We start from the raw sequence: 22260 nt of genomic DNA, 5'->3' as shown, positions 1-22260 counted from the left end.
GTGTGGGTCTGGACGTCTCGTGGGAACTCGACCTGAGCGGCCGTCTGCGAGCCGGCGCAGCGGCGGCAGACGCCGATGCGCTAGCCGCGGAACACAGCATGCGTGGAGTGCGCCTGCTGGTGATGAGCGACGTTGTCAGCAACTACTTCACCCTGGTCGGTGCACAGCGCCAGGTCGCAACACTGCGCGCAATTTCGGCGATGCAGGACGAAACGCTGCGTCTGGTGACCGCACGACAACAGGTGGGGCTGGCATCCGCCTTCGACGTCGAACGCGCGCAGACTGACGCCTTGTCGGCGCGAGCGCAGATTCCGCCGCTGGAAACCCAAGCGGCGGTGGCACGTCACCGTATCGCGGTGCTCATCGCCGACCAGTCTTTCAACACCAGGAACATCCAGCCATCGAGTGATGATTTGGCCAACGTGCCGCAGGCAAAACCTGGCCAGCCCGCCGAGTTGCTGCAACGCCGACCTGACGTACTGGCGCTGATGGCACAGCTCGATGCCGCCAATGCGCGACGCCAGCAAGCGAAAGCTGAATGGTTCCCACAACTCTTCCTTGGCGCGTCCTTCGGCCGCCAGGGTCTCAACCTGAACGGTGCCGATCTCGGCGCTGCGCGCTTCACCAACGTCGCGGGCCTGCTGGCGATGCCACTGTTCAACGCTGGGCGTACGCAAGCGATCAATGAAGCGGCTGAGAGTGCTCAACAAGAGGCACTACTGCGCGCTGAAGACGGCATCGTACGGGCGCTCGAGGATGTGGAAAACGCCCTCGTCACGCTTGCGCARGAACGCCGCCGTTCCGGGTCGCTGCAATTGGCCGCCGCGTCTGCGGAGACGGCACAGAATCGCGCCCAGTCGCTCTATAACCGTGGGCAGATCGACCTGTTGCCTCTGCTGGATTCGCAGCGTGCGCGCCTGAGTGCACGCCTGAGCGCCAACGAAAGCAACACCCGACTGCTGCTCGACAGCGTGCAGCTCTACAAGGCACTGGGCGGGGGCTGGCAGGTGTTCGAACACCCCTCCAACCCAACCGCATCTGCCAAAGCCGACCGGCCACCACTTTCCTGAGTATCTGTAGCTTCCAAAGAGGAACCGTCTTGAAGAACTCCCTTACTGCGGCCGGCGCCTTGGCCGTCGCCGCTTTGCTTTGCGCGTGCAGCCCGGATCAACCGTCCGTGCCGGCCCCCAGAGCGGTACGTACCGTTGAAATCAACTACGACAATGCCCGCGACGTCAGTCGCTACGTGGGCACCGTGCAGTCGCGGCATGAAGTCGAACAATCCTTCCGTGTGGACGGCAAGGTTGCCCAACGCAAGGTTGATGTGGGTCAGTTGGTACACGAAGGCGACATACTGGCTGTGCTGGACGACAGCGACTACCGCCTCGCGGAGGAAGCGTCGCAACAGCAGTGGGCTGCTGCCGTGGAGCAGACACGTCAGGCGGAATCCGATCGTCAGCGCCTGACTGCCCTGAAGGCTGATGGCTCAGTTAGCGCGGCCGACGATGAGCGTGCGCATACCAATGCTCAGACCACGCATGCGACCGCCGAGGCTGAAGCGCGAAAGCTTGAGCTCGCTCGCAACCGGCTCAAGTACACCGTGTTGCGCGCCTCCCGTAGCGGCGTGGTCACGGCAGTACGCATCGAAGCGGGACAGGTCGTTGCGCAGGGTCAGCCAGTGATCTCGATTGCGAATCCGGACGAATCCGAGATCGTCATCGATGTGCCCGAGGATCAGATGTCCGCCTTCAAGGAGGCGCGTTTCAAAGCCTCACTGGCCAGTGCGCCAAACGAAAACCTTGATGTCACCTTACGCGAACTTTCACCACAGGCTGCGGCGCAAACACGCACCTACCGTGCTCGACTCAAGCCAGCCAAGGCACTACCACTGGGTGCCACCGCAACGGTCACGGCCGAGCGCGTGATAACCAGTGTCTCGGTGGCAGCGGTGCCGGCGACGGCGCTGACGCAAAGCGGTGGCCAGCCGGCGCTGTGGGTGGTCACACCCGCAGGCAAGGATCCGGTAGGCACTGTCGAACTGCTGCCCGTGGCGGTATTGGGATATCGCAACGATGAGGTGCTCGTCTCCGGACCGCAGGCCGGAGTATTAGTCGTCACCGCCGGGGTGCAGAAAATGGCATCCGGACTGAAGGTCGCGCTTCCCGACACGGCGATTGTCGATACGAACACCACGCAGCAGGCAGCCCGATGAACAATTTCAACCTCACCGACTGGGCGCTGCGCCATCGCGCCATCGTTCTGTTCATGCTCCTCATTGTCGCGGCGGCCGGTGCCTTCAGCTTCACTCGGCTCGGTCAGCTTGAGGATCCGAATTTTTCCGTGCCCTCCATGACCGCGATGGTCATCTGGCCGGGCGCTACCGCCCAGCAGTTGCAGGACCAGGTCCTCAACCGCATGGAGAAAAAATTCGAGCAGATCGACAACTTCGAGAAGGTGGTTACCTACGCGCGGCAAGGTTACGCCGGCATGACGCTCACCGTGCGCGGCGGCACCTCCAAGGCCGATCAGCGCGAGGCCTGGTACCAGGCACGCAAGAAACTCAATGACCTGAGCCTGGAGATGCCCGACGGCGTAATCGGCCCGATCCTGAACGACGAGTACGGCGACGTGTATGGCCTGATGTACGCTGTCAAAGGCGACGGCATCGGCCACGCTGAGCTGTCGGACGCGGCCGAGGACATCAAGCGCCAGATGCTGAAGGTGCCGATGGTCAAGAAGATCGATCTTATCGGCAAGCAGGCCAAGCGTGTCTACGTCGAGTTCTCTCACGAGCGCCTGGCTGCGCTGGGCATTACACCGCTGGCCATCGCCGAAAGTCTCAAGAGTCAGAATGCGATGTTGCCCGCCGGCCAGATTGACACCCGCGGCGACCGCGTCATGGTGCGCGTGAGTGGCCAATTCACCAGCGAAGAGGCAATCCGCAACGTGCCCATCTCCGCGGGAGGCCGGCTGATCAAGCTCGGCGACATCGCGACCGTTACACGCGGCTTCGAGGATCCGCCGACCTACACGGTACGCCACAACGGCCAGCCGGTGCTAATGCTCGGCATCACGATGACCAGCGACGGCAACATCGTGGACCTCGGCAAGGCGATGGACACGGCAGTCGCCAAGATCCAGTCAGAACTTCCGCACGGCGTGGAGCTGGAGCTGGTGGCTGACCAGCCAACCACGGTGAAGGATGCAATCCTGGACTTCGGGCGTGCGCTGGCCGAGGCGCTGATCATCGTGATCGCGGTAAGTCTTGCCAGCCTGGGCTGGCGCGCCGGCCTCGTGGTCGCGGCCACAGTGCCGCTGGTACTGGGTGGCGTAGCGCTGGTGATGCTGGCGATGGGCTGGAACCTCGAGCGCATCTCGCTCGGCTCACTGATTATCGCGTTGGGACTGCTGGTGGATGACGCCATCATCGCCATCGAAATGATGGTGGCGAAGATGGAAACCGGCATGGACCGCGTAAAAGCCGCCGCCTTCTCCTATCAGTCCACCGCCATGCCGCGCCTGACCGGCGCACTCATCACCGTCGTGGGCTTCCTGCCGATTGGCCTTTCAAAGTCCACCACCGGCGAGTATGCGGGTGGCATTTTCTGGATCGTCGGCGCCGCGGTGCTGTTCTCGTGGATCTGTTCCGGCATCTTCACGCCATACCTGGCGGTCAAGATGCTGCCCAATGACTTGGGCAAGCACCAGCACGGTAATCAGCACGACACAAAGTTCTACCGCAACCTGCGCCGCCTGATCGACGCCGCCATCGAGCACCGCTGGGTGGTCATCGGTGCGACGGTGGGCGCACTGGTGCTTGCCCTGGCTTGCATCAAGTTGGTGCCGCAGCAATTCTTCCCCAACAGTTCGCGCCCTGAGCTGGTCATTGACCTGCGCGTCAAGGAAGGTTCCTCGTTCGCCGCGACGACCGAGCAGGTCAAGCACATGGAGGAGATCCTGGCTAAGGACAAAGACGTGCGCTTCTACACTGCCTACACCGGCGCCGGCGCACCGCGCTTCTATCTCTCGCTCAACCCCGAACTGCCAAACCCGGGTTTTGCCCAGTTCGTTGTAATGACCAAGGATCTGGATGCACGCGAGCGGGTACGTGCGCGACTGGTGGCCTCGTCCGACCAACAATTCCCACAGGCGTGGGTGCGGGTGACCCGGCTCGAGTTGGGGCCACCTGTCGGCTACCCGGTGCAGTTCCGCGTGGTAGGCCCCGATACCCGGGTGGTGCGCAAGATCGCCCGCGACGTGGAAAAGGTGATTGCGTCCAACCCGAAAGTGCGCGACCTCCAGCTCGACTGGAACGACCCGGTGCGTACGCTGAAAGTGGAGCTTGATCAGGACAAGGCGAGCGCACTCGGCCTCACGCCGGCCGACGTGTCGCTGGCAACCCAGACCGTTATGAACGGCGCAACCCTGTCGCAGCTGCGCGAGCGCGAGGACCTGATCGACATCGTGGCCCGTGCCGTGCCAGAGGAGCGCTTGAATCTCGACACCCTGAAAAACATCAATCTTTATACACGCCAGGGAACCGTGGTGCCGCTGTCGCAAGTCGCACAGGTGCGCTCTGAGCTGGAAGAGCCGGTACTGTGGCGCCGCAATCGCGACATGGCGATCACTGTACGTGCGGATGTGAAGGATGGAGAACAGGGTGTATCGGTGACGCAGGAAATCCAGCCGTTGCTTAAGGACATCGAAGCCAAGCTGCCGACCGGTTACCGCATCGATGTGGGCGGAGCGGTTGAGGAAAGTGACAAGGCCAACAAGGCGCTGCTCGCGGTGGCTCCATTGATGCTGATCACCATCCTGCTGTTACTCATGCTGCAACTGCAGAACTTCTCCCGCATGTGGATGGTGGTGCTGACGGCACCGCTGGGCCTGATCGGTGTGGTGCCGGCGCTGCTGTTGTTTCAGTCGCCGCTGGGCTTCGTCGCGATCCTGGGCATCATCGCTCTGGGTGGCATGATCATGCGCAACGCGGTGATCCTGATCGATCAAGTACAAATCGAGATCGCCGAGGGGCGCGACCCGTGGAACGCTGTGCTGGATGCCGCCATCCACCGAGCCCGTCCGGTGATGTTGACTGCGCTGGCCACCGTGCTTGCAATGATCCCGCTAACGCGCAGTGTATTCTGGGGACCGATGGCAATTGCGATCATGGGCGGCCTTACCGTCGCGACGCTGCTGACGATTTTCTTCGTCCCGGCGTTGTACGCCGCATGGTTCAAGGTGGGTCGCCAGACGACCGCTGATACCCAACAGGTGAGGGGGAACACCGCGTTTGCTTCTGAGTGATGAGTCCATAGCGCTGTGCCCCTGAACTCACCCTGTTGGAAACGATTGTTCAGCGCTGTTTCTGAGAACAACCAAGGTCAGCCGTGAGGCCCTGCGAACGTTACTTTCTTTCGCCCCCTCGCGGCTCACAGGAAAGGCTGATAACCGGAGCTACTGACGACAGACTGCTATCGGTCGAAGGGACGGATGTTTTGCTGCCCAAGCGGATTAGTTCATTGGAGAAACACAGGCCGACGATGATCAGTGCCGCTCCCGCGTACAGGCTTTCGCGCGGTACTTCATTGAGCGCCACAAACGCCAGCAGCGCGGCGAACAGTGGCTCGGTCAGCTCCAGCGCTTGCACTTGGGATGGCTTGAGATACTCGATGGCCTTGGTGGTGCAGAAGAAGCCCAGGATTGTCGGCAGCGTGGCCAGCGCCAGCAGCGCGGCGATCGCCAGCGGCGACAGCTCGCCCATCGCGAAACCATCGGCCGCAGCCGGCATCAACAGGTACAGGCTGCCAAAGAACAACAATTGTCGGGTGAAGTGCAGCCCCCCCGACACACCCATACGCTTCATGGCAACCGAAAAGGCCCCATAGCCGCAGCCGGCCATGGAGGCGAGCGCAGCACCTTGCAGGGTAAAGCCCTGCTGCAGGTCGCCGCCGAAGATCACCGAGATCCCGGCGATAGCCAGTGCGGCGCCAACGGTAGCGTTCGCGGTGATGGCATCCTTGAGGAAAATGCGCCCCAGAATGATCGAGGAAATCGAGGCACTGGCCATCAGCACCACCACCACACCTGCCGCAGCGTAGTGTCGATAGGCGGACGTTTCGAAATGGAACAGCACAAAGATGCCAAGGAATGCGCAGATAGCCGCCTGAGTCCATTTGGTCGACGCCGCCGGGCGCGTGAGGAAAAACAGTAAGATCGAGAGAAGCACGCAACCCAGTACGGTCTTGATGACAGCGACACTGCTAGCGGTGAAACCATTACTCATGAGTACTTTGCTGAGTACACCGATCGTTGCGTTCAGTGCCGCAGCGGAGAGTGCAAATATGACGCCTTTGCTGAAAGTAGATTGCATTGATGACGATCCCTGTCGCTGAATTGTCGTTCGATAGAATGCCGCCCTGCATCGACGGCGCAAAGTTTGAGGATACGAAGATCCCACCAACCCCAGTATTTATTGTGGCATAAGCTGGATCGCCCAGCAGGATGCTATTCGCCTTCTTGTCGCCGCCAAGGGAGAAGTCAGAGGGCCTGGCCCTTGGCTATGCAATATGAGTTGACGAACGTTGCAGTGTGCTGCAAAGACTGACGTATATCCGGTTTGGCTATTCCATGCCTGTTGGCAAATTGCTCGACCGCCGCTGTATCAAAACGAGTGGTCTGGATAAAGTCCAAGGCTTCGGGTTTTGTATTCAAAAAACGCGCGACGGGAGGAATACTCAGTAGCAACTTCAGCAATCGGAGTGAGATGTAATGCTTGGGAGACTTTAAGCCCAAAGGTTGTGCCACCTGTACCAGGAGTTCTCGCAAGTTGGGAGTTTGGTCATCAAGCGCCAGCAGTTCCTGGCCCACCATGGCAGGATCAAAAGCACAAACCGCCATCAGCTCAACCAGGTAATCCACGGTGACCAGTGGCAGCCAGTGCTCGGCGGTACCGGGCACTGCAGTCAGCTTTCTCTGCACAAGGTTGCGTATCAGCTCCACCAGCGGCTGACCGTCAAGGATATGCCCCGTGCGGCTGTGCCCACATACCGTCGCGGGGTGGACAACGGTAATCTCCCCGCCCTTGGTGGACATGACCTCCAGGGTCGCAAAATGCGCCTCCAGCTTGCTCCCCTCGTAACCACCGACATGTCGGTAGACGGCAGGCCAATTCGTCAGCTGCGGATAACGAGGATCAATTCCGATGCGTTGCAGATGTTCATGATTTTTCAGCATGTAGCCGCCGATCATCACTAACCGGCTTTTTTGCTCAGCCGCCAACAGCGCCACGCGCTTTGCCCCTTCCACATTCACCGCACGAGAATGCTCCACTGAAAGCCCCCATGCGAAGTGGGCGCCCAGGTGGAATATGACTCTGGCGTGCCTTAGCACTTCTCGGTCAGCAAGACTCAGCCCGAGGTTGTCCCGTTCCAGATCGCCAGCTACGGCAAATACCCGGGTTGCGCACCCTCCCAAATTGTCGACTTGCTCCCGCAGTGCAGCGAGTCGCTCAGGGCGACGCATCAATACCCGAATGGTGTGACCTTTTGCACTCAGGTACGCCACCAAATGTTGACCGATGAAGCCGGTGCCCCCCGTGACAAAGCACTCCACGCTCATTTCCCTGCTCCTTGTTTAAGGTGAAAAATCAAGCGTAAACTATCGACCCAACTCTATAGTCAAGCGGTGTTTTCATGAAAATCGGCGAACTCGAGGCCCGTAGCGGCGCCAGCCGCCATACGCTGCGTTACTACGAGCAAATCGGCCTGATCTCACCGCTGCGGCAAACTAACAACTATCGCGTTTACACAACGCAAACTCTGCAGGATCTGGACTTTATCCAGCGCGCGCAAAGTATGGGGTTTTCCCTGGGGGAAATAGGCGAGATTCTGGATGCGCAGCGGAACAAGCTGATCGATTGTGCTGACGGCGCTAAGCTGATTGAAAAGAAGATGGCAGAAATCAAACAGAAAATCGCCAACTTCCAAAGCATTTATTGGTATCTGGATGAAGAGCGTGCAAACCTCGAAGCCAGTGCTGCCAGGCAACTTGAGCTTCAGCAGCTGAACAACTCTTCCAACTGAAATGTCAGCATCCGGGAAACGGAAGCTGCAGCCTGCTGCTTCCAGTTTCAAGCCCATCGCTTACGCATTTTCTAAAACCTTGTGGCCAGGCCCTGGACAGTAAGCGTCCGCCCAAAAGACCTTGTGTGGTTAAACGGGCGCCCATCTATGCGACAGCAACTCGATAATCTCGCTCGGCCGCTGCATCGGCAGTTGCGTGAGCACGCCCTTTGAATACGCATACGGAACATGGCCGTTAAACCCTGCCGACTGATTCAAACCCATAATCGCAGCCGCACGTTTGCCGCTGTGTAAGGAGCCCGCGAATAGCCAGTTTGAACGCCCGAAAGCCCATGGCCGGATTTGATTTCCACATCGGTGAATTGCTCCGGATTTGCTAGACACATGATGTCTGCTTTGGGTCCGGGCTGTGTGAAAACGCACTGAAGGCGTCGAAAACTGAGAGTTGCGTGCGTTGCCTGCGAAACCAGCAGACTGAAGCGCGAATTGCCCTAGTGGCCTGTACGGTTAATTCGAGTACTCAAATTCGAGTGCACGAATTAGCCACACAGGCCACTAGCTGACAGACCACCTTATAGGACCTGGGCATCATGCAGGCATCACCTCAGGAGGAACAACAATGAAAAGCCTCGCCGACCATCTCAGTCAATACGCCGCCTATCACCGCGATCCGCGCAATATCGCCAGCCATTTCATTGGCATTCCGCTGATTTTCGTCGCTGTCGCCGTGCTGCTGTCACGACCGGGCTGGCCAGTGGGCGCGGTACTGCTGTCGCCAGCGTTACTGGTCGCGGTGGCCAGTGCCTGGTTTTATCTGCGCCTGGAGTTGCGCCTGGGTGTGCTGATGACGGTATTGCTGGGTCTGGCCGTGTGGCTGGGGCAGGTATTGGCCGCTCAAAGCACAGCGGTGTGGCTGGGCAGCGGCCTGGGGATGTTTGTGGTGGGCTGGGTGATCCAGTTTGTCGGTCACCATTACGAAGGTCGTAAACCGGCATTCGTCGATGACCTGACCGGGCTGATCGTCGGGCCGTTGTTCGTGGTGGTCGAGGCAGGATTCCTGCTGGGGCTGCGAAGCGAGCTGAAGCAGGCCATCGAGGAACGCGCCGGCCCGGTGGCCTTGCGCAACCAGCGCTCGGCCACCTGAACCCCCACGAAATAAGGTGGACTTTGTGAGAGCGAGCTCGCTCCCACAGATTGCCGCTCGATCACTACAAGGCACCGAACTCGACCCGGACGGTCAGCGCACCGGTGTTATCGCTCAAGCCAGCCCCGTGTTGCCCGGTCAGATCATCATTGATGCACAATTGCAGCTCCCCTTGCTGGTTGCCCGGCACCTGCGCCAGATCCCCCACCAGGAACGGCTTGCCACCGCTGCCCACACGACCGATCAAGGCGCCTTCGGCAGCACCGGGCAAGGCATAGCTGCTGTAGTCGATGTGCCTCGAACCGCCGTTTCCATCGACATTGCCGCCTTGTGGGCTGGCACACCATAGCCCACTGACGTAGCGAACCAGGCGCGGCACCAACCCGTTGATCTGCACGCCGGTGCCCTGCCAGGTTTGATTGGCCTGGACCGTCAAGGTCACTGCCTTCAGATCGTTGGCCACGGTGTCCCCGGCCTGGAACGACAACGCGGCGATCGTCAGGCTCGGATTCGAGGTCCCGCTGCTGGGGAAAACGCCATCGCCCACCAGGAACAGGTTTTTGTGATCCCAACTGCGCTGGTCCTTGTCGACCACCGATGTGGCCGGGTCACTGCCCATGCGATAGGTGCCCATCAGATGTCCGGCTCCTTGGAAGCTCATAGGTTCGTTCCCGTAAGTGAACGTCCCTGGCGTAAGCGGTGTGGTCAGCTCCACGGCGCCGAGCAGGTCTTTGATAATGTGAGTGGCCAGCCGTTTTGCCTCCAGGAACCCCTTCTGGGTGTACTTGGACAATTCATAGTGGATTTCCGGCCGGGGAATACCGAGCCGGTCCTTGAAGTCGGCCGACGGCACGATGTAGCACTTGGCGTTATCGGGATCGTCTTCCACCTGCTCCACCAGGAACGCGATGCGGAACTGCCGGATGAAGATGTCGTTGAGTTTTTGCACCAGCGCTGTTCCGTAAAGCGCTTCGGTGGGGGCTTTGGGATCTTGGTCCGAGTTTACCGGGTTGACACCGTTGGCGTTCGTACCGTCGATAAAGTCGGCCACCGTGTTGTAGGGATCGTTGGCCGGCCAGTTCCAGCCCTCGTTGCCGATCTCAATACGCCACGCCGCGCGTTCGCTGCGAAAGGCACCGTCACGCAAGCTCTCGATACCCGCGGTAGACAGGGGGCCACGGTAGGGAAAAATAGCCTTGCCTTCAGGCATCAGCCCCCACGCCAGGTAGATCGGGTGGTCGGCCAGGTTACGCCCCACCTGACCGCTGCTGTTGGCCACGCCCTTGGGCCAGGCGGGCGTGGCGGAGTTGAGCAACAGCTTGGGGGTTTCGATGGCATGGGCGGCGATGACATAACGTTGACCAAGGGCCTCGCCAAAGCCGGTGATCGGTCCATCACCCAATTGATACTGCTTGAATTCCACACCGAAGATAGTGCCGTCCAACCCTACGTTCAACTTGGTGGCAACCGTCCTGTACAGCACCTTGACCTTGCCAGTGGCCAGGGCCTTGTTCAGGGTCACAGTGGCGTCGTACTTGGCCTGGATCGGGCAGATCGGTGTGCAGTTGGTATTGCCGGCACACACACGGCGCCCCGCGTAGGGCTCGGAGTTGCGTCCGGCGGGCGTCGGACTGACCACCAGAGGCAAGCCGTCGAAGGCCTGCCCCGTCACCGCCGCGACAAAACTGCCATCGACCAGTGACAACGGAATGCTGCGCATCGGGAAAGCGTAGCCCTCGGGGAACGTCATGCCCAGGTAGGCCTGGTCGGCGAGGTTGGCCGAGACACCGATTTCCGCTTCGGCCCGGCAATAGGCGCTCTGCAGGTCATCGTAGCCGATAGGCCAATCCACCCCGACGTTATAAAGGGACCTCAGGCGAAAATCGTTCGGCACCATGCGCAGGCACGTCCCGACCCAGTGCCAGGTGGTCCCGCCGCCGACTCGCTCATAGGTGCTGGTGAAGGGCATCGGGCCTTTCTGCACCAGGTAACTGACAGCTGGATTGTCCCATCCCAGGATCAGGTCGGCGATGGTCGCACGCGGGGCGTTCTGCCCGGCCGGGTCACGGGGCGGGTCCAGGCTGGTGACCGGTGGATAGGGCGATTCCGGGGTTTTCAGTGTGGTGGTGTAGAACCGCTCCAGATATTGAGACCGATTGACCGGAATCTCCGGTCCCGACTCGAGCACCAGCACCTCTACCCCGGCCATGGCCAGTTGATAGGCGACAATACTGCCGGCCAGTCCGGCGCCAACGATCACCACTTCGGCTTGTTCAATACTCATGACCGGTCTCCTTGCTGTGCACTGGAAGACGTGCTGGCGGGCACGCCGGTCAAGTCTTCGAGGCTCGACGGCTGTTCGTTCCAGTAACCGAAGAACGATTCGCTGTAGCCCATGGGGTGAGCCTGGGCCACTTTCCAGGCCCAGCTGTAGATGTAGGCCTGGTCGGACACCACCGCTGAATCACCCTTTTTATAGCTCCCTGCGTCATACGGCTGGTACCAGACGCCCAGAAACCAGAGCTTCATGATTGAACGCGCCGCCAGCACGGAGTTGGGGGTCGGTTGCGTGGTGACCAGCACTTGCTGGGCGATCTTATCCGGCGGCACGTGGTCGGCCGCCAGCGTGGCGTACTGCGTCAACAATGGGTTGAGCACATCCGTGGTGATTCGTGGAGTGACGTAATCGAGAAAGAGCGGCGGCAAACCCACCGGGTCGAGCTGCGGCGCCAGGCGCTCGATGGGAATACCGGTCAAGGCCGAAGACAGGCCGACGAAGTTGTCCAGGTCAGTGCTCATTGTTTGGCTCCTTGTCCGGAAGTGGACTGCGCGCGTTCGAGCAAATAGGTGAAGTCCGCGAAGCTGGTGCGCGGGGATTCGGTGACATGAGTAGCGGCGTTGCCATGACAGGCCATGCAACTGGAGGACGCCTGGGGCGTGGTGCCCTGGATGTAGGTTTCCAACGTGGCGTTGGCCAGGAACGAGGGCGCGGGATTGCCCAGCGGGTTGGCGGCCGAAATCTGGCAGTTCGGTGGCGGCGCGGCGGTCGGCCACTGGGTGCTGATCAACTGATAGTTGGCCCAGACACTCTGCGGGTTGGCCGTGCGCAACAGGGCCTGATACTTGGCGTTCAAGGTGTTGGTGGGCCCGGTCAGCGGCACTTCGCGCACGATCTGCGAGGGCGTCGCCTTGACGGCCGGGTTCCATGGTCGTGGCGGAGGCTGGTTGATCGCACTGTCGCTGGCGGCGTTGTAGAACAGGTACGGGCCTTTGCGCTGCGCCACCGGTGTGGATTGTTCCGGCACGTTGTTCACATGCTCGAAGGTCGACCAGACCCACTGCGGTGCACTGGCGGTCTTATGGACGATGTGCAAGCCCACCAGACCGACCGACTGGGATGCACACGACTCCTCGACTATCGGCCCGTGGCTCGGGTCGCTGTTGCCCGGCGTATAGACCAGCGCATCGACCGTGTGGAAATCCTGGGGACGGTCGTTGGCTCCCAGCACCTTCCAGGATGCCTTCACCATCACCGAACCGACCTGACTCGCGTCGTTGGAGCCACAGCTGAATGCCACGGTGTTGGTCTTTTTCGCGGCAAAGAATTTCTGCTGGCCTTCGATGCTGTACAGGCCGTTGTCGACGATCCCGTTGAACATCGATTGGTTGACCACGATTTCATTGCGCGTATAAGCGCCGTTCTGATCCACCAGCGGGCCGCTCTCGAAGGGCTGGATAAATTCATCCAGCATGTCGGGGACCTTGCCCATCTGCTGCAGCAACCGCCCGGGCTTGAGCTGCTTGCACACTTCGGGAAGCGTCGCCGGCGCATCCCAGGGCAAGGGTGTCTGGCCCTTGGCGCGGAAAATCTGGTAGCTCTCTTTCCAGCTTTCCCAGACCGTGGCCCCATCCTGCTTGCCAATGGTGGTGCCGGTATTGGGATTGCCATTGTCCAGGGCCGGCCAGTTCAGGGCGATGAAGGTCTGCCACGACAGTTCATCGAAATTGCCTTGCAGGCTGGACAGGGAGATGGGTTGGGTGGCCGTGACATCGAAGGGTATCTGCGGCGACAACGAGGGGGCGGCGCTGGCGAACGGGCACAGCAAAACGCCGAACAAGGCACAGCCCAGCGGGCCATGCCGACTGACTTCCATTCTCATGCTTGATCTCCTTGGCATCAGGGCACCAGGAGATCACACCGGTCCGTCATGGACTCTCACTGCCTCCTGGCACGTGGGAGTCTAGGTAGGGTTTTATGCTGGAGGAGGTTTGGAATAGAACCAATCGAAGCAAAACCAGACGGCGTTATTCGGATTCAAAGAGCGGTGTCATGATGGACGCCGTCGCGAGCTGGCTCCCACAAGGGACTATGGGTGGCCACAAATAGGGGGGCACCGCCGGCCACTGTAGGAGCAAACGCTCCCTGGCGCGAAGCGGTGGTCCCTTTGTTCATCCATGATTTAACGGTATGTTGGAGTCCTCAACTCAAGGACGACCCATGGCCATCCACGCACCCACCCCCACGCAAAAACACTTGGCAGTGTTAATCGACGCCGACAATGCCCCTGCAGCAATTGTCGAAGGTTTATTCGAAGAAATCGCCAAGTACGGTGTCGCCAACGTCAAGCGAATCTATGGCGACTGGACTGGCCCTCAGTTGGGTGGATGGAAAAAGGTGTTACTGGACCATTCGATTCAGCCTATCCAACAGTTCGCGTACACCAAAGGTAAGAACGCAACAGACAGTGCCTTGATCATCGACGCAATGGACCTGCTGTACACCCGGCGCTTCGACGGTTTCTGTCTGGTTTCGAGCGACAGTGACTTCACCCGCCTCGCTTCGCGCTTACGAGAAGAAGGTTTGACGGTCTACGGGTTTGGTGAAGAAAAAACCCCGAGACCGTTCGTGTCGGCCTGCGACAAGTTCATCTATACCGAATTGCTGCGCGGTGAAGTGCTTGTCACTGCAAGCAACGGACATGATCGACCCGAACCCGAGCCACCCGCCGAAATCGAGGCCGTCAAAGTCGCCAATACGCCCGAGGTAAAAAAGCTGCCCAAGGCACCAGTAAGTTTCATCGCAAAGATCTTGGATGACATTGCCGACGAGGACGGCTGGGCTCACTTGGGGGCGCTGGGCACCAACATCAGCAAATTGAGACCTGAGTTCGACCCTCGCACCCATGGTTATAAAAAGCTCAGTGAGTTGATCAAGGGGTATCCGGATACGTTTGAACTGCAAACTAGAGGAACGTCGGGAGTGGGTGGTTCAATACTCTATGCCCGGCACCGACAGCCGAGCTCATAGCACCCGTCACCAACGACGGCTCTTGGCCGATTTCTGCCTGTCGTGAAGGGCTGCAATCCACAATCCAAAGCGGACAGATCGACCCAATCTTGAGCCGATCTATCAACGCTGGTTAGAAATGCCAGCCCTCAGCGTGAACGACACGACAGAATGGGCCCGCCAGGGTTGCATTGTGATGAGCGACGATACTTTCGGCCTTCAACGCAGGGGTGTCGGTGCAGGTATGACCATCGGCGATCAGCACTGCATCGAATCCAAGATCTCGTGCGGCGCGGCAGGTGCTGTCGACACAATACTGGGTCTTCATTCCGGCAATAACCACGCCTTGAGATCCACTAGCTTTTAGCCGATCGGCCAGGTCAGTCATGGCGAAAGCGTTAGGTCGGCTTTTTTTGAAAATCACTTCGTCGCCTTGTAGCAACAGTTCCTGCACCAGTTGCGTCAACGGGCTTCCAGGTTCGATAGGCGAGCCAGGCGGCCCCACGTGGCGAGCAAGAAAAATTGGCGCGCCGGCCCTGCGGGCTTTATTCAACAGGCTATTCAACGTGTTCAGCAGCGCCTCGCCAGCCCATGGTTTTTCCGGGCCATGAAACAATCCAACCTGCATATCGAGAATCAACAGTGCATACATAGTGCTTTTCCTTGCGTTTTGACCAGCGACACAAGGGCAAAAGAAAAGGCCCTATCCATCGCTGGCGGGCCTTTGAAGTTCGTGCGTTATTGGCTCACGACACCTCTCACGACCCGCTCCGGGCGATCGTGGTAGTGGTGGTCGAAGCAATGCGTAGTTGATTCATAAGCTGACAGTATCTGCACGGTGCCTGGTTGGCAAGGGGACAAAATCTGCGTGACGGCTACTTCTTGTATTGCTCGTTGAGGTCCGCTTCTGGCCGGTAGTTGCCCGTCGCGAGAGGCAGAAAACGGCCAGGAGCGGACAGTGATGTTTGACTATGAAACCAGTGACGTTCCACTCAGTTTCGATAACAGCTCTCAGACCAGTAAATCGACGGTCTGCAACATGCGCCGATAAGGAGAATGCGCATGCCCCATCTCCAGGTGAATGGTTTCGATCAGACACTCCAGAAACCGCTCGGCCGCCGGCCGCAGGGGCTGCCCGCTTCGGCTGATGGCGCCCACCGAGGCACTGCCGACCGGCTCGCGCAGAGGCAAGGCGCACAAGCCTTCGCGATGAGCGCATATCTCCACCAGCGGCCAGGGAAAGATGCTCAACATGTCGGTTTCACGCAGCAAGCTCAAGATGATCGAGAGCGAATGGGCGAAATGCACATGCCCCTGAGTCGAAATCGTTCCATCTTGTTGCGAGGCCAGTATCCAGTCAGCCGACGCCAGATCCTCCATGGTCCTGCTGTTCGACAACGGGTGTTGCTGACGGGCCACCACCGCACAATCGGCCGTAAACAGCGGCAGATAGGTCAGGTCGGCACTGGAAAACCGGGTATCAAGCCGTCCGATAAACAGATCGACGCTCGCATCCCGCAGCAGCGGACACGCGACCGATGAAAGCCCCTCATACAACTCAAGTTGCACCTTTGGAAACAGCTGGCGAAAACGCACGACGGATTTGGGCATGAGTGTCATCGCCAACCAGGGTGTCACTGCGACCGACAAGCACCCCACCAGTTCCCCCTTGCAATCAGGCAACACCTGACGGGCACTGACCATCTGTGCCACCAGCAGACGCGCCTGAATCAACAACTTTTTGCCGAGCTCGGTAAACACAATCCCTGAGGTATTACGGATCAGCAATTGTGTGGCGGTGTCTGCCTCCAGCTTCTGGATGGCCTTGGTGACCGCTGCCGGCGAAGTGTCGAGCCTTTTTGCAGCGCCGCGGATACTGCCCGCGTCGGCCACCGCCACGAGTGCATTGAGTTGATAGAACTTCATAGTGTCCGCCGGTGTTAACCCTGGGTTGCCTTGTTCACTTTCGATTGCCTGTCAGCTGCTGCCTTGGCCCACTACTCTCGGACCAACACCACCTGGGCTTCGAACCTCACCAAAAGACCGTACCAGAAAAAGCCCAGGCACTTTGATGAAACGCATGATGCCGTAAGCCATCGCAGGATGTGGCCCTTTCGACAGATTGGTTTCTCCTCTTGGTCACCAAGGAAAAACGCTGCCAATGACACAGTCCATCACGCTGTTAAAAGAGATTGAGCAGGAAATGCGCGAACTGCGCCACCAGATCCATGCCAACCCTGAACTCGGTTATCAGGAGGTCGAGACTAGTGAGTTGGTAGCCGAACGATTGATCAAATGGGGTTATGACGTGACGCGCGGCTTCGCCGAAACCGCAGTCATCGCCACGCTGAAGAAAGGCACCAGTTCGCGTGTGATCGGCATACGGGCTGACATGGACGCACTGCCTATTCTGGAAAAAACCGGGCTCCCCTATGCAAGCCGGATACCGGGCAAGATGCACGCGTGTGGCCATGACGGGCATACGGTCATGCTCCTCGCCGCCGCCTACGCCCTCGCCCATGGCCATCCGTTCGATGGTACGGTCCGCCTGATTTTCCAGCCGGCCGAAGAAGGTCTGGCCGGCGCCCGACGAATGATTCAGGAAGGCGTGCTGCAACAGTTCCCCTGCGATGCAGTGTTCGCTGCACACAACATGCCTGGTTACCCTGTCGGAAAACTCGGGTTCCGAGCCGGGCCCTTCATGGCCTCCGCGGACCAGGTCAATGTCACGATTCACGGAAAAGGCGGTCACGGCGCGATGCCGCATCTGAGCGTCGACCCTGTGGTGGTCTGCGCAAGCATCGTCATGGCCTTGCAGACAATCGTCTCGCGCAACATTTCACCTCAGGAAATGAGCGTTATCACCGTCGGGGCCATTAACGCAGGTCAGGCGTCCAACGTGATCCCGGACAGCGCGCACATGCTGATTTCCGTCCGCTCACTGAACAACGCCGTCCGGGACCGTCTGGAGAGCCAGATAAAACACCTCATTCACACCCAGGCGCAGGTATTCGGCGCGACCGCCGAGATCGACTACAGTGCCGACTACCCCTTGCTGGTAAATGACGAAGAAATGACCCGGTTTGCCAGCCAGGTGGCCATCGACTGGCTCGGTGAGGACGAGGTGATGAACGACATCGTGCCCTTCAATGGCAGCGAGGATTTCGCCTACTTCCTGCAGCAATGCCCTGGCAGCTATCTGATCATCGGCAATGGCGACGGTGAAAAGAGCTGCATGGCTCACGACCCTCGATACGACTTCAATGACGACATCCTGATTCGGGGCGCTGGCTATTGGGTCAAGTTGACTGAGGCCTTCTTGCCACTCGACGCTTGAGCAAAGACCTGCCAAACCGTGAAAACCAATAAAAAACGAGGTCATCATGCAACTATGCAAATTTCAATACATCACCCTGCTGTTCGGGTTGATCATCACCCCGCTATCGCAGGCAGAACCGGTGATCAAATTCGGCGTCGACCCTAGCTACCCACCTTTCGAGCAAAAGCAGCCAGATGGTTCATTGAGTGGTTTTGATATCGACCTGGGCAATGCCCTATGTGCCGAGTTGCGGGTCAAGTGTATTTGGGTCGAGCAGACCTTCGACGGCATGATCCCGGCGTTAAAGGCGAAGAAATTTGACGCCATCCTGTCTGCATTCAGCGCCACCGAGGCACGTCGCCAGCAGGTCGATTTCAGCCACAAAATCTACACCGCGCCGTCTTCTCTCGTTGCTAAAAAAGACACCGGATTGCTGCCGACGGCAGAATCATTGAAAGGCAAGTCGGTTGGGGTGGTTCAAGGCTCGCTACATGAAAGTTATGCCAAGTCGCAATGGGGCCGCCAAGGCGTCGATATCCTTTCCTACCAAACCCAGGACCAGGTGTTTTCAGACCTCATCACCGGACGCCTGGATGCCTCATTCCAGGCCTCGGTACAAGCCGACATCGGATTACTGCAAAAGCCTCAGGGCCAAGGCTTTGCCTTCGCCGGTGAGCCCATCACCGACAAAAGCATCATTGGCGATGGCGTTGCTATCGGTGTCCGAAAAAACGAGCCTGGTCTCAGAGAGCAGCTGAACACGGCCATTGCCAGCATTCGCCAATCAGGCCAGTACGACCAGATCGCGAAGCAGTACTTCAACTTCGATATTTACGGCGAATGAGGCAATCCCCATGAACGAAATGACACAACGCGGTAAATCTCGTTTTGCCTTCCCCGTCAGCGACGAGACTGTGCGTGCCTTTCAAACTGATGGTGCAGTGTGTATCCGTAATGCGTTTACTGCGCAGCAAATCAGCGAACTGACGCAAGGCATCGAGCGCAACCTTGCCCATCCCAGCCCTCGCGCAAAAGTGGCGAGCAGCCCAACGGATCCTGGATGGTTCTTCGAGGACTTTTGTAACTGGCAAGAGAATGCACACTATCGCGACTTCATCTTCAACTCCGCCATCGCCCCCATCGCGGCCGCCCTGCTGAACAGCCAACAGGTGCGCCTGCACCATGATCACTTGCTGGTGAAAGAGCCCAATACGCGCCAACGCACGCCTTGGCACCAGGACCAGCCTTACTACAACATCACGGGTTCAGACACCGTGAGTTTCTGGATTCCAGTTGACCCCGTGCCCAGGGAATCGACCCTCGAATTCATCGCCGGCTCACACAAGGGCCCCTGGTTGATGCCTCGGTCCTTCATGGACAGCCAGGCCAAATGGTTCTCCGAGGGAACACTAGGCGAGCTACCGGATATTGAAAGCCATCGCGAGGACTTTCCCATTCTCGGATGGACGTTGTCGCCGGGGGACATGGTGTGTTTCAACATGTTGACCTTGCATGCCTCTGCTGGCGTGGGCGGGCATAACCGTCGCCGCGCGTTTTCAGTGAGGGTCATAGGCGATGACGTGCGGCATGCGCCGAGACCTTGGGCCACCTCACCCGACTTTCCAGGGCTTAAAGATGCTCTGGCATCAGATGTACCTATGGAGCACGAGCTTTTTCCGACGCTCTGGCATCGAGAAACCAAAATGTCCGAGCGATAGGTTTATGGTGCAGGATGGCTCAAAAACAGGTGATGGGTGTGGGTCGGTTGTTTCACGGAACAGGAAAGCCGGGGGCATGAGCCCGGTTAACCAAGGTATGTGGTTTCCTCTTACAACCTCGACACATTACGATATGTTTCGGATGCCTGAATCGCCACCGTTTCCATAGATATTTCTGAACCGCCTGCAATGGGTCGGTTTCAGCCGATCGGGGAAGGCAGAAATCGGCCGAATCTGTTGAAAAAGTCGGATTTTCAGCTCGCCTGAACTCAGGCAAGACCACCACCATAGAATCTACTCACCACATTGAGTGGTTTCTCGGCCCTTCGTTGACCTTTGCTGCTCTGTTATTGGGTTGGTTTGAGGTTTTTTGCTTCGTGCAGGCACACCTGTCCCGTAGCAGGCGGCCCTTGAGATGCAAGTTTGGTCAGACGCCGGAGGTTCTGTACCGCGGCCTCCAGCGTGACCTCATCGGTCGCGCCACCAACTCCACGGACTTGCGCGCCGGCACCGACACCGCGATAGCGCAGGTGGTCACGGCGTCTGGTGCAGCGCAGCCGCGCTGTGTGCTTTTTTGTTTGCCAACCGTCGCACCAATCATTTGAAAGTGCTAGTCCATCACAGATTAACCCGCGAGCTTTATTGCAAGCTCAGCGACGTGCTTACCCTGGAAGCGCGCAATATCCAGTTCATTCTGTGACGGTTGTCGTTTTCCGTCGGCACCTGCCAGGGTGGTCGCGCCATAGGGCGTACCGCCGGTGATCTCGCTCATGTTGGTCAGCCCTGCACAGGAATAAGGCACACCCACGATGACCATCCCCTGATGCAGGAGTGTGCTGTGGAACGACGTAATAGTGGTTTCCTGGCCACCATGTTGGGTTCCCGTCGAAGCAAAAACGCTGCCGATCTTCCCAACGAGAGCACCACTCATCCACAGTCCGCCGGTCTGGTCGAGAAATGTACGCATCTGTCCTGCCATATTGCCAAAACGCGTCGGTGTGCCAAAGATGATGGCGTCGTAATTCGCCAGTTCGTCAGGTGTCGCCACCGGTGCCTTCTGGTCGAGTTTGACGCCGATGGCAGCTGCCTGTTCGGCCGGGATGGTTTCGGCGACACGCTTGAGCGTCACGTCGGTGCCGGGTACGGATCGTGCGCCTTCGGCCACTGCGCCAGCCATCGTTTCGAGGTGACCGTACATTGAGTAATAGAGAACAAGTACCTTCGCCATGATTTTCTCCTCGGTTCAGAACCATTCGATCGGTTTGAAACACCTTGGATTACCCCGCCGCCGATGAACAACAGCGTAGGCATAGCGCCGGATGCCCCATGAGACTGCTGAGACTTTGACGGCGTGCTGACTAACACTAGCAGCTCAGTAGTTTGCCTGCCGTCAGACATGGTATGGCATGGCGTTTCTGAGCAGGATCGTAGCCATCGCCCTTTAAGGGTGATGTTCAATGCGATGCTATGTAACCGTCTGGCCTCCAATTGAGTCATTCATTCGGTGAGCGTCGGCTATGGGTCGCACGCAGCCCCACGTCAGAGGCAGAAAACAGCCTGTTTCGGTCAGTCGACCAATGGTAGACAAATGACCGAATTGGCCGAACAGCGGCCACCCAACTCGCAAATCCGGATTTCCGTTCCCGAGCTGAAGCGGTCCTTCAGCCTTGCGCCGCGAAGAACTGCTATGCAGTGCATTCAGCCCGCGCTGCCGCCCCGTAGGAGTCCTTCGCAGTTGGCGAAGCAGACGATAGCGTCACTGCCCCTGCACTTGACGCAAGGCTTCGACAATGAGGGCCAATGCAGGAGACGAACTACGGCTGGCGTAGTACAGGTGGTATCCGGGGAGGGTCTGCGACCAATCATCCAGAACCGAGACGAGGTGTCCTGCGGCAATGTGCTCACCGACGGCATCGTCGGGAACCCACGCCATCCCGTGTCCGGCCAACGCCGCCGCGACGACCATGTCTCTCGAATTGAACACCAGCCGCCCCGTGACGTGCACATGGATGGTCTTGCCGCGCCGCTTGAACTCCCATGGCAGCAGACCGCCGTGGGAAGGCAGGCGTTGGCAGAGGCAATCATGCTCGGTGAGATCCTGCGGAGTAYGGGGCCGAGGATGGCGCTCGAAATAGTCGGGGCTTGCGACCACAACCAGGCGCATGTCCGGCGCAATGCGCATCGCGATCATGTCTTTGGCCACATCGCCGCCCAGACGCACACCGATGTCGAAGCGCTCCGCCACGATGTCGATGAAGCGGTTGTCGCTGCTGATCTCCACCTTGATATCGGGGTACTGCGGTAGCCACGGCTGCRGCCTGGGCCAGAGCAGCGTGCGCACCGCATGCTCGGTCGCAGTGATGCGGACGGTGCCGGCCGGCTTCCCTCGTAGCTCGCCCAGCACTGCCAGCTCGGCTTCGATTTCCGCGAAGCGCGGGCCGACAGTCAAGTAGAGCCGCTCCCCCGCCTCGGTGGGCGACACGCTGCGCGTGGTTCGGTTGAGCAACTTCAGATCAAGCTTGCGCTCCAGCGCGCGAACGGTCTGACTCAGTGCGGACTGCGTCACGCCCATCTGCGCAGCAGCGCGCGTGAAGCTGCCAACGCGCACGACGGCTGCGAACGCCGCCAAGTCGTCGTATCGTGCCATTGATTAGCTATCCTTATGAGCCCATGTCGTTTCAGTAGTATAGTCAATCAGTGCTCCTCCACCT

18 protein-coding genes and 1 pseudogene are annotated in these 22260 nt (G+C 59.1%); 9 read left to right on the top strand and 10 right to left on the bottom strand.

What is annotated here, in order from left to right; all coding sequences use genetic code 11:
- The 3 genes from AB4Z35_RS21880 to AB4Z35_RS21870 form a co-directional block, all read left to right on the top strand.
- The coding region (locus AB4Z35_RS21880) for a TolC family protein (RefSeq protein ID WP_442099370.1) at positions 1 to 1070 on the top strand (1070 nt) is incomplete at its 5' end.
- Between the two features lie 29 nt (positions 1071 to 1099).
- On the top strand, positions 1100 to 2212 hold the full coding sequence (locus AB4Z35_RS21875) for an efflux RND transporter periplasmic adaptor subunit (RefSeq protein ID WP_442099369.1): 1113 nt from the start codon (positions 1100 to 1102) through the stop codon (positions 2210 to 2212).
- The gene (locus tag AB4Z35_RS21870; RefSeq protein WP_442099368.1) at positions 2209 to 5304 is read left to right on the top strand and encodes an efflux RND transporter permease subunit; all 3096 of its coding nucleotides are present in this window, start codon (positions 2209 to 2211) and stop codon (positions 5302 to 5304) included. The genes AB4Z35_RS21875 and AB4Z35_RS21870 overlap by 4 nt, the downstream gene beginning before the upstream one ends.
- Before the next feature lie 100 nt (positions 5305 to 5404).
- Here AB4Z35_RS21870 and AB4Z35_RS21865 read toward each other — a convergent pair whose 3' ends face one another.
- Positions 5405 to 6370, bottom strand: a complete 966-nt coding sequence (locus AB4Z35_RS21865) for a DMT family transporter (protein ID WP_442099367.1) — start codon at positions 6368 to 6370, stop codon at positions 5405 to 5407.
- A gap of 167 nt (positions 6371 to 6537) precedes the next feature.
- On the bottom strand, positions 6538 to 7617 hold the full coding sequence (locus AB4Z35_RS21860; RefSeq protein WP_442099366.1) for an SDR family oxidoreductase: 1080 nt from the start codon (positions 7615 to 7617) through the stop codon (positions 6538 to 6540).
- 74 nt (positions 7618 to 7691) lie between these two features.
- Between AB4Z35_RS21860 and AB4Z35_RS21855 the strand changes: the two genes are divergently transcribed.
- On the top strand, positions 7692 to 8081 hold the full coding sequence (locus AB4Z35_RS21855; RefSeq protein WP_442099365.1) for a MerR family transcriptional regulator: 390 nt from the start codon (positions 7692 to 7694) through the stop codon (positions 8079 to 8081).
- A gap of 129 nt (positions 8082 to 8210) precedes the next feature.
- Here AB4Z35_RS21855 and AB4Z35_RS21850 read toward each other — a convergent pair.
- Positions 8211 to 8429 (bottom strand): annotated as a pseudogene (locus AB4Z35_RS21850) (IS66 family transposase); the annotation flags it as partial.
- 271 nt (positions 8430 to 8700) lie between these two features.
- On the opposite strand from AB4Z35_RS21850, the gene AB4Z35_RS21845 reads away from it, so the two are divergent.
- A complete protein-coding gene (locus tag AB4Z35_RS21845) occupies positions 8701 to 9225 on the top strand; it encodes an Mpo1 family 2-hydroxy fatty acid dioxygenase (RefSeq protein ID WP_442099363.1) in 525 nt (174 codons plus the stop codon).
- 64 nt (positions 9226 to 9289) lie between these two features.
- Here AB4Z35_RS21845 and AB4Z35_RS21840 read toward each other — a convergent pair whose 3' ends face one another.
- The 3 genes from AB4Z35_RS21840 to AB4Z35_RS21830 are packed head-to-tail and all read right to left on the bottom strand — an operon-like array spanning position 9290 to position 13385.
- Positions 9290 to 11509 carry a GMC family oxidoreductase gene (locus AB4Z35_RS21840; protein WP_442099361.1) on the bottom strand — a complete coding sequence of 740 codons (2220 nt, stop codon included), beginning with the start codon at positions 11507 to 11509 and terminating at the stop codon, positions 9290 to 9292.
- Complete coding sequence (locus AB4Z35_RS21835) at positions 11506 to 12024, bottom strand: sorbitol dehydrogenase (RefSeq protein ID WP_442099359.1); 519 nt, start codon at positions 12022 to 12024, stop codon at positions 11506 to 11508. The genes AB4Z35_RS21840 and AB4Z35_RS21835 overlap by 4 nt, the downstream gene beginning before the upstream one ends.
- Complete coding sequence (locus tag AB4Z35_RS21830) at positions 12021 to 13385, bottom strand: cytochrome C (protein WP_442099358.1); 1365 nt, start codon at positions 13383 to 13385, stop codon at positions 12021 to 12023. Before AB4Z35_RS21830 ends, AB4Z35_RS21835 begins: the two co-directional genes overlap by 4 nt.
- Positions 13386 to 13723: 338 nt before the next feature.
- Between AB4Z35_RS21830 and AB4Z35_RS21825 the strand changes: the two genes are divergently transcribed.
- The gene (locus AB4Z35_RS21825) at positions 13724 to 14533 is read left to right on the top strand and encodes an NYN domain-containing protein (protein ID WP_442099357.1); all 810 of its coding nucleotides are present in this window, start codon (positions 13724 to 13726) and stop codon (positions 14531 to 14533) included.
- Between the two features lie 112 nt (positions 14534 to 14645).
- Here AB4Z35_RS21825 and AB4Z35_RS21820 read toward each other — a convergent pair whose 3' ends face one another.
- Positions 14646 to 15164: an isochorismatase family protein gene (locus AB4Z35_RS21820; protein WP_442099356.1), complete on the bottom strand. Its 519-nt coding sequence runs from the start codon at positions 15162 to 15164 to the stop codon at positions 14646 to 14648.
- Positions 15165 to 15523: 359 nt separating this feature from the next.
- Positions 15524 to 16438: a LysR family transcriptional regulator gene (locus AB4Z35_RS21815; RefSeq protein WP_442099355.1), complete on the bottom strand. Its 915-nt coding sequence runs from the start codon at positions 16436 to 16438 to the stop codon at positions 15524 to 15526.
- A gap of 235 nt (positions 16439 to 16673) precedes the next feature.
- Here AB4Z35_RS21815 and AB4Z35_RS21810 point away from each other — a divergent pair, with 235 nt between their 5' ends.
- From AB4Z35_RS21810 to AB4Z35_RS21800, 3 genes are read left to right on the top strand one after another with little or no spacing between them, the layout of a single operon-like run.
- On the top strand, positions 16674 to 17849 hold the full coding sequence (locus tag AB4Z35_RS21810) for a M20 aminoacylase family protein (protein WP_442099354.1): 1176 nt from the start codon (positions 16674 to 16676) through the stop codon (positions 17847 to 17849).
- Positions 17850 to 17895: 46 nt separating this feature from the next.
- The gene (locus AB4Z35_RS21805; RefSeq protein WP_442099353.1) at positions 17896 to 18675 is read left to right on the top strand and encodes an ABC transporter substrate-binding protein; all 780 of its coding nucleotides are present in this window, start codon (positions 17896 to 17898) and stop codon (positions 18673 to 18675) included.
- 10 nt (positions 18676 to 18685) lie between these two features.
- A complete protein-coding gene (locus AB4Z35_RS21800) occupies positions 18686 to 19549 on the top strand; it encodes a phytanoyl-CoA dioxygenase family protein (RefSeq protein ID WP_442099352.1) in 864 nt (287 codons plus the stop codon).
- A 625-nt stretch (positions 19550 to 20174) separates the two neighbouring features.
- Here the strand turns inward: AB4Z35_RS21800 and wrbA are convergent.
- A complete protein-coding gene (wrbA, locus tag AB4Z35_RS21795; protein WP_442099351.1) occupies positions 20175 to 20777 on the bottom strand; it encodes an NAD(P)H:quinone oxidoreductase in 603 nt (200 codons plus the stop codon).
- Between the two features lie 528 nt (positions 20778 to 21305).
- On the bottom strand, positions 21306 to 22196 hold the full coding sequence (locus AB4Z35_RS21790; RefSeq protein WP_442099350.1) for a LysR family transcriptional regulator: 891 nt from the start codon (positions 22194 to 22196) through the stop codon (positions 21306 to 21308).
- Between the last annotated feature and the right edge of the window lie 64 nt (positions 22197 to 22260).

It is taken from the genome of Pseudomonas sp. KB_15 (assembly GCF_052114525.1).
Taxonomy (GTDB): Bacteria; Pseudomonadota; Gammaproteobacteria; order Pseudomonadales; family Pseudomonadaceae; genus Aquipseudomonas.
Note: the sequence above shows the minus strand (reverse complement) of the source record. Positions and strands in the feature narration are given on the sequence as shown.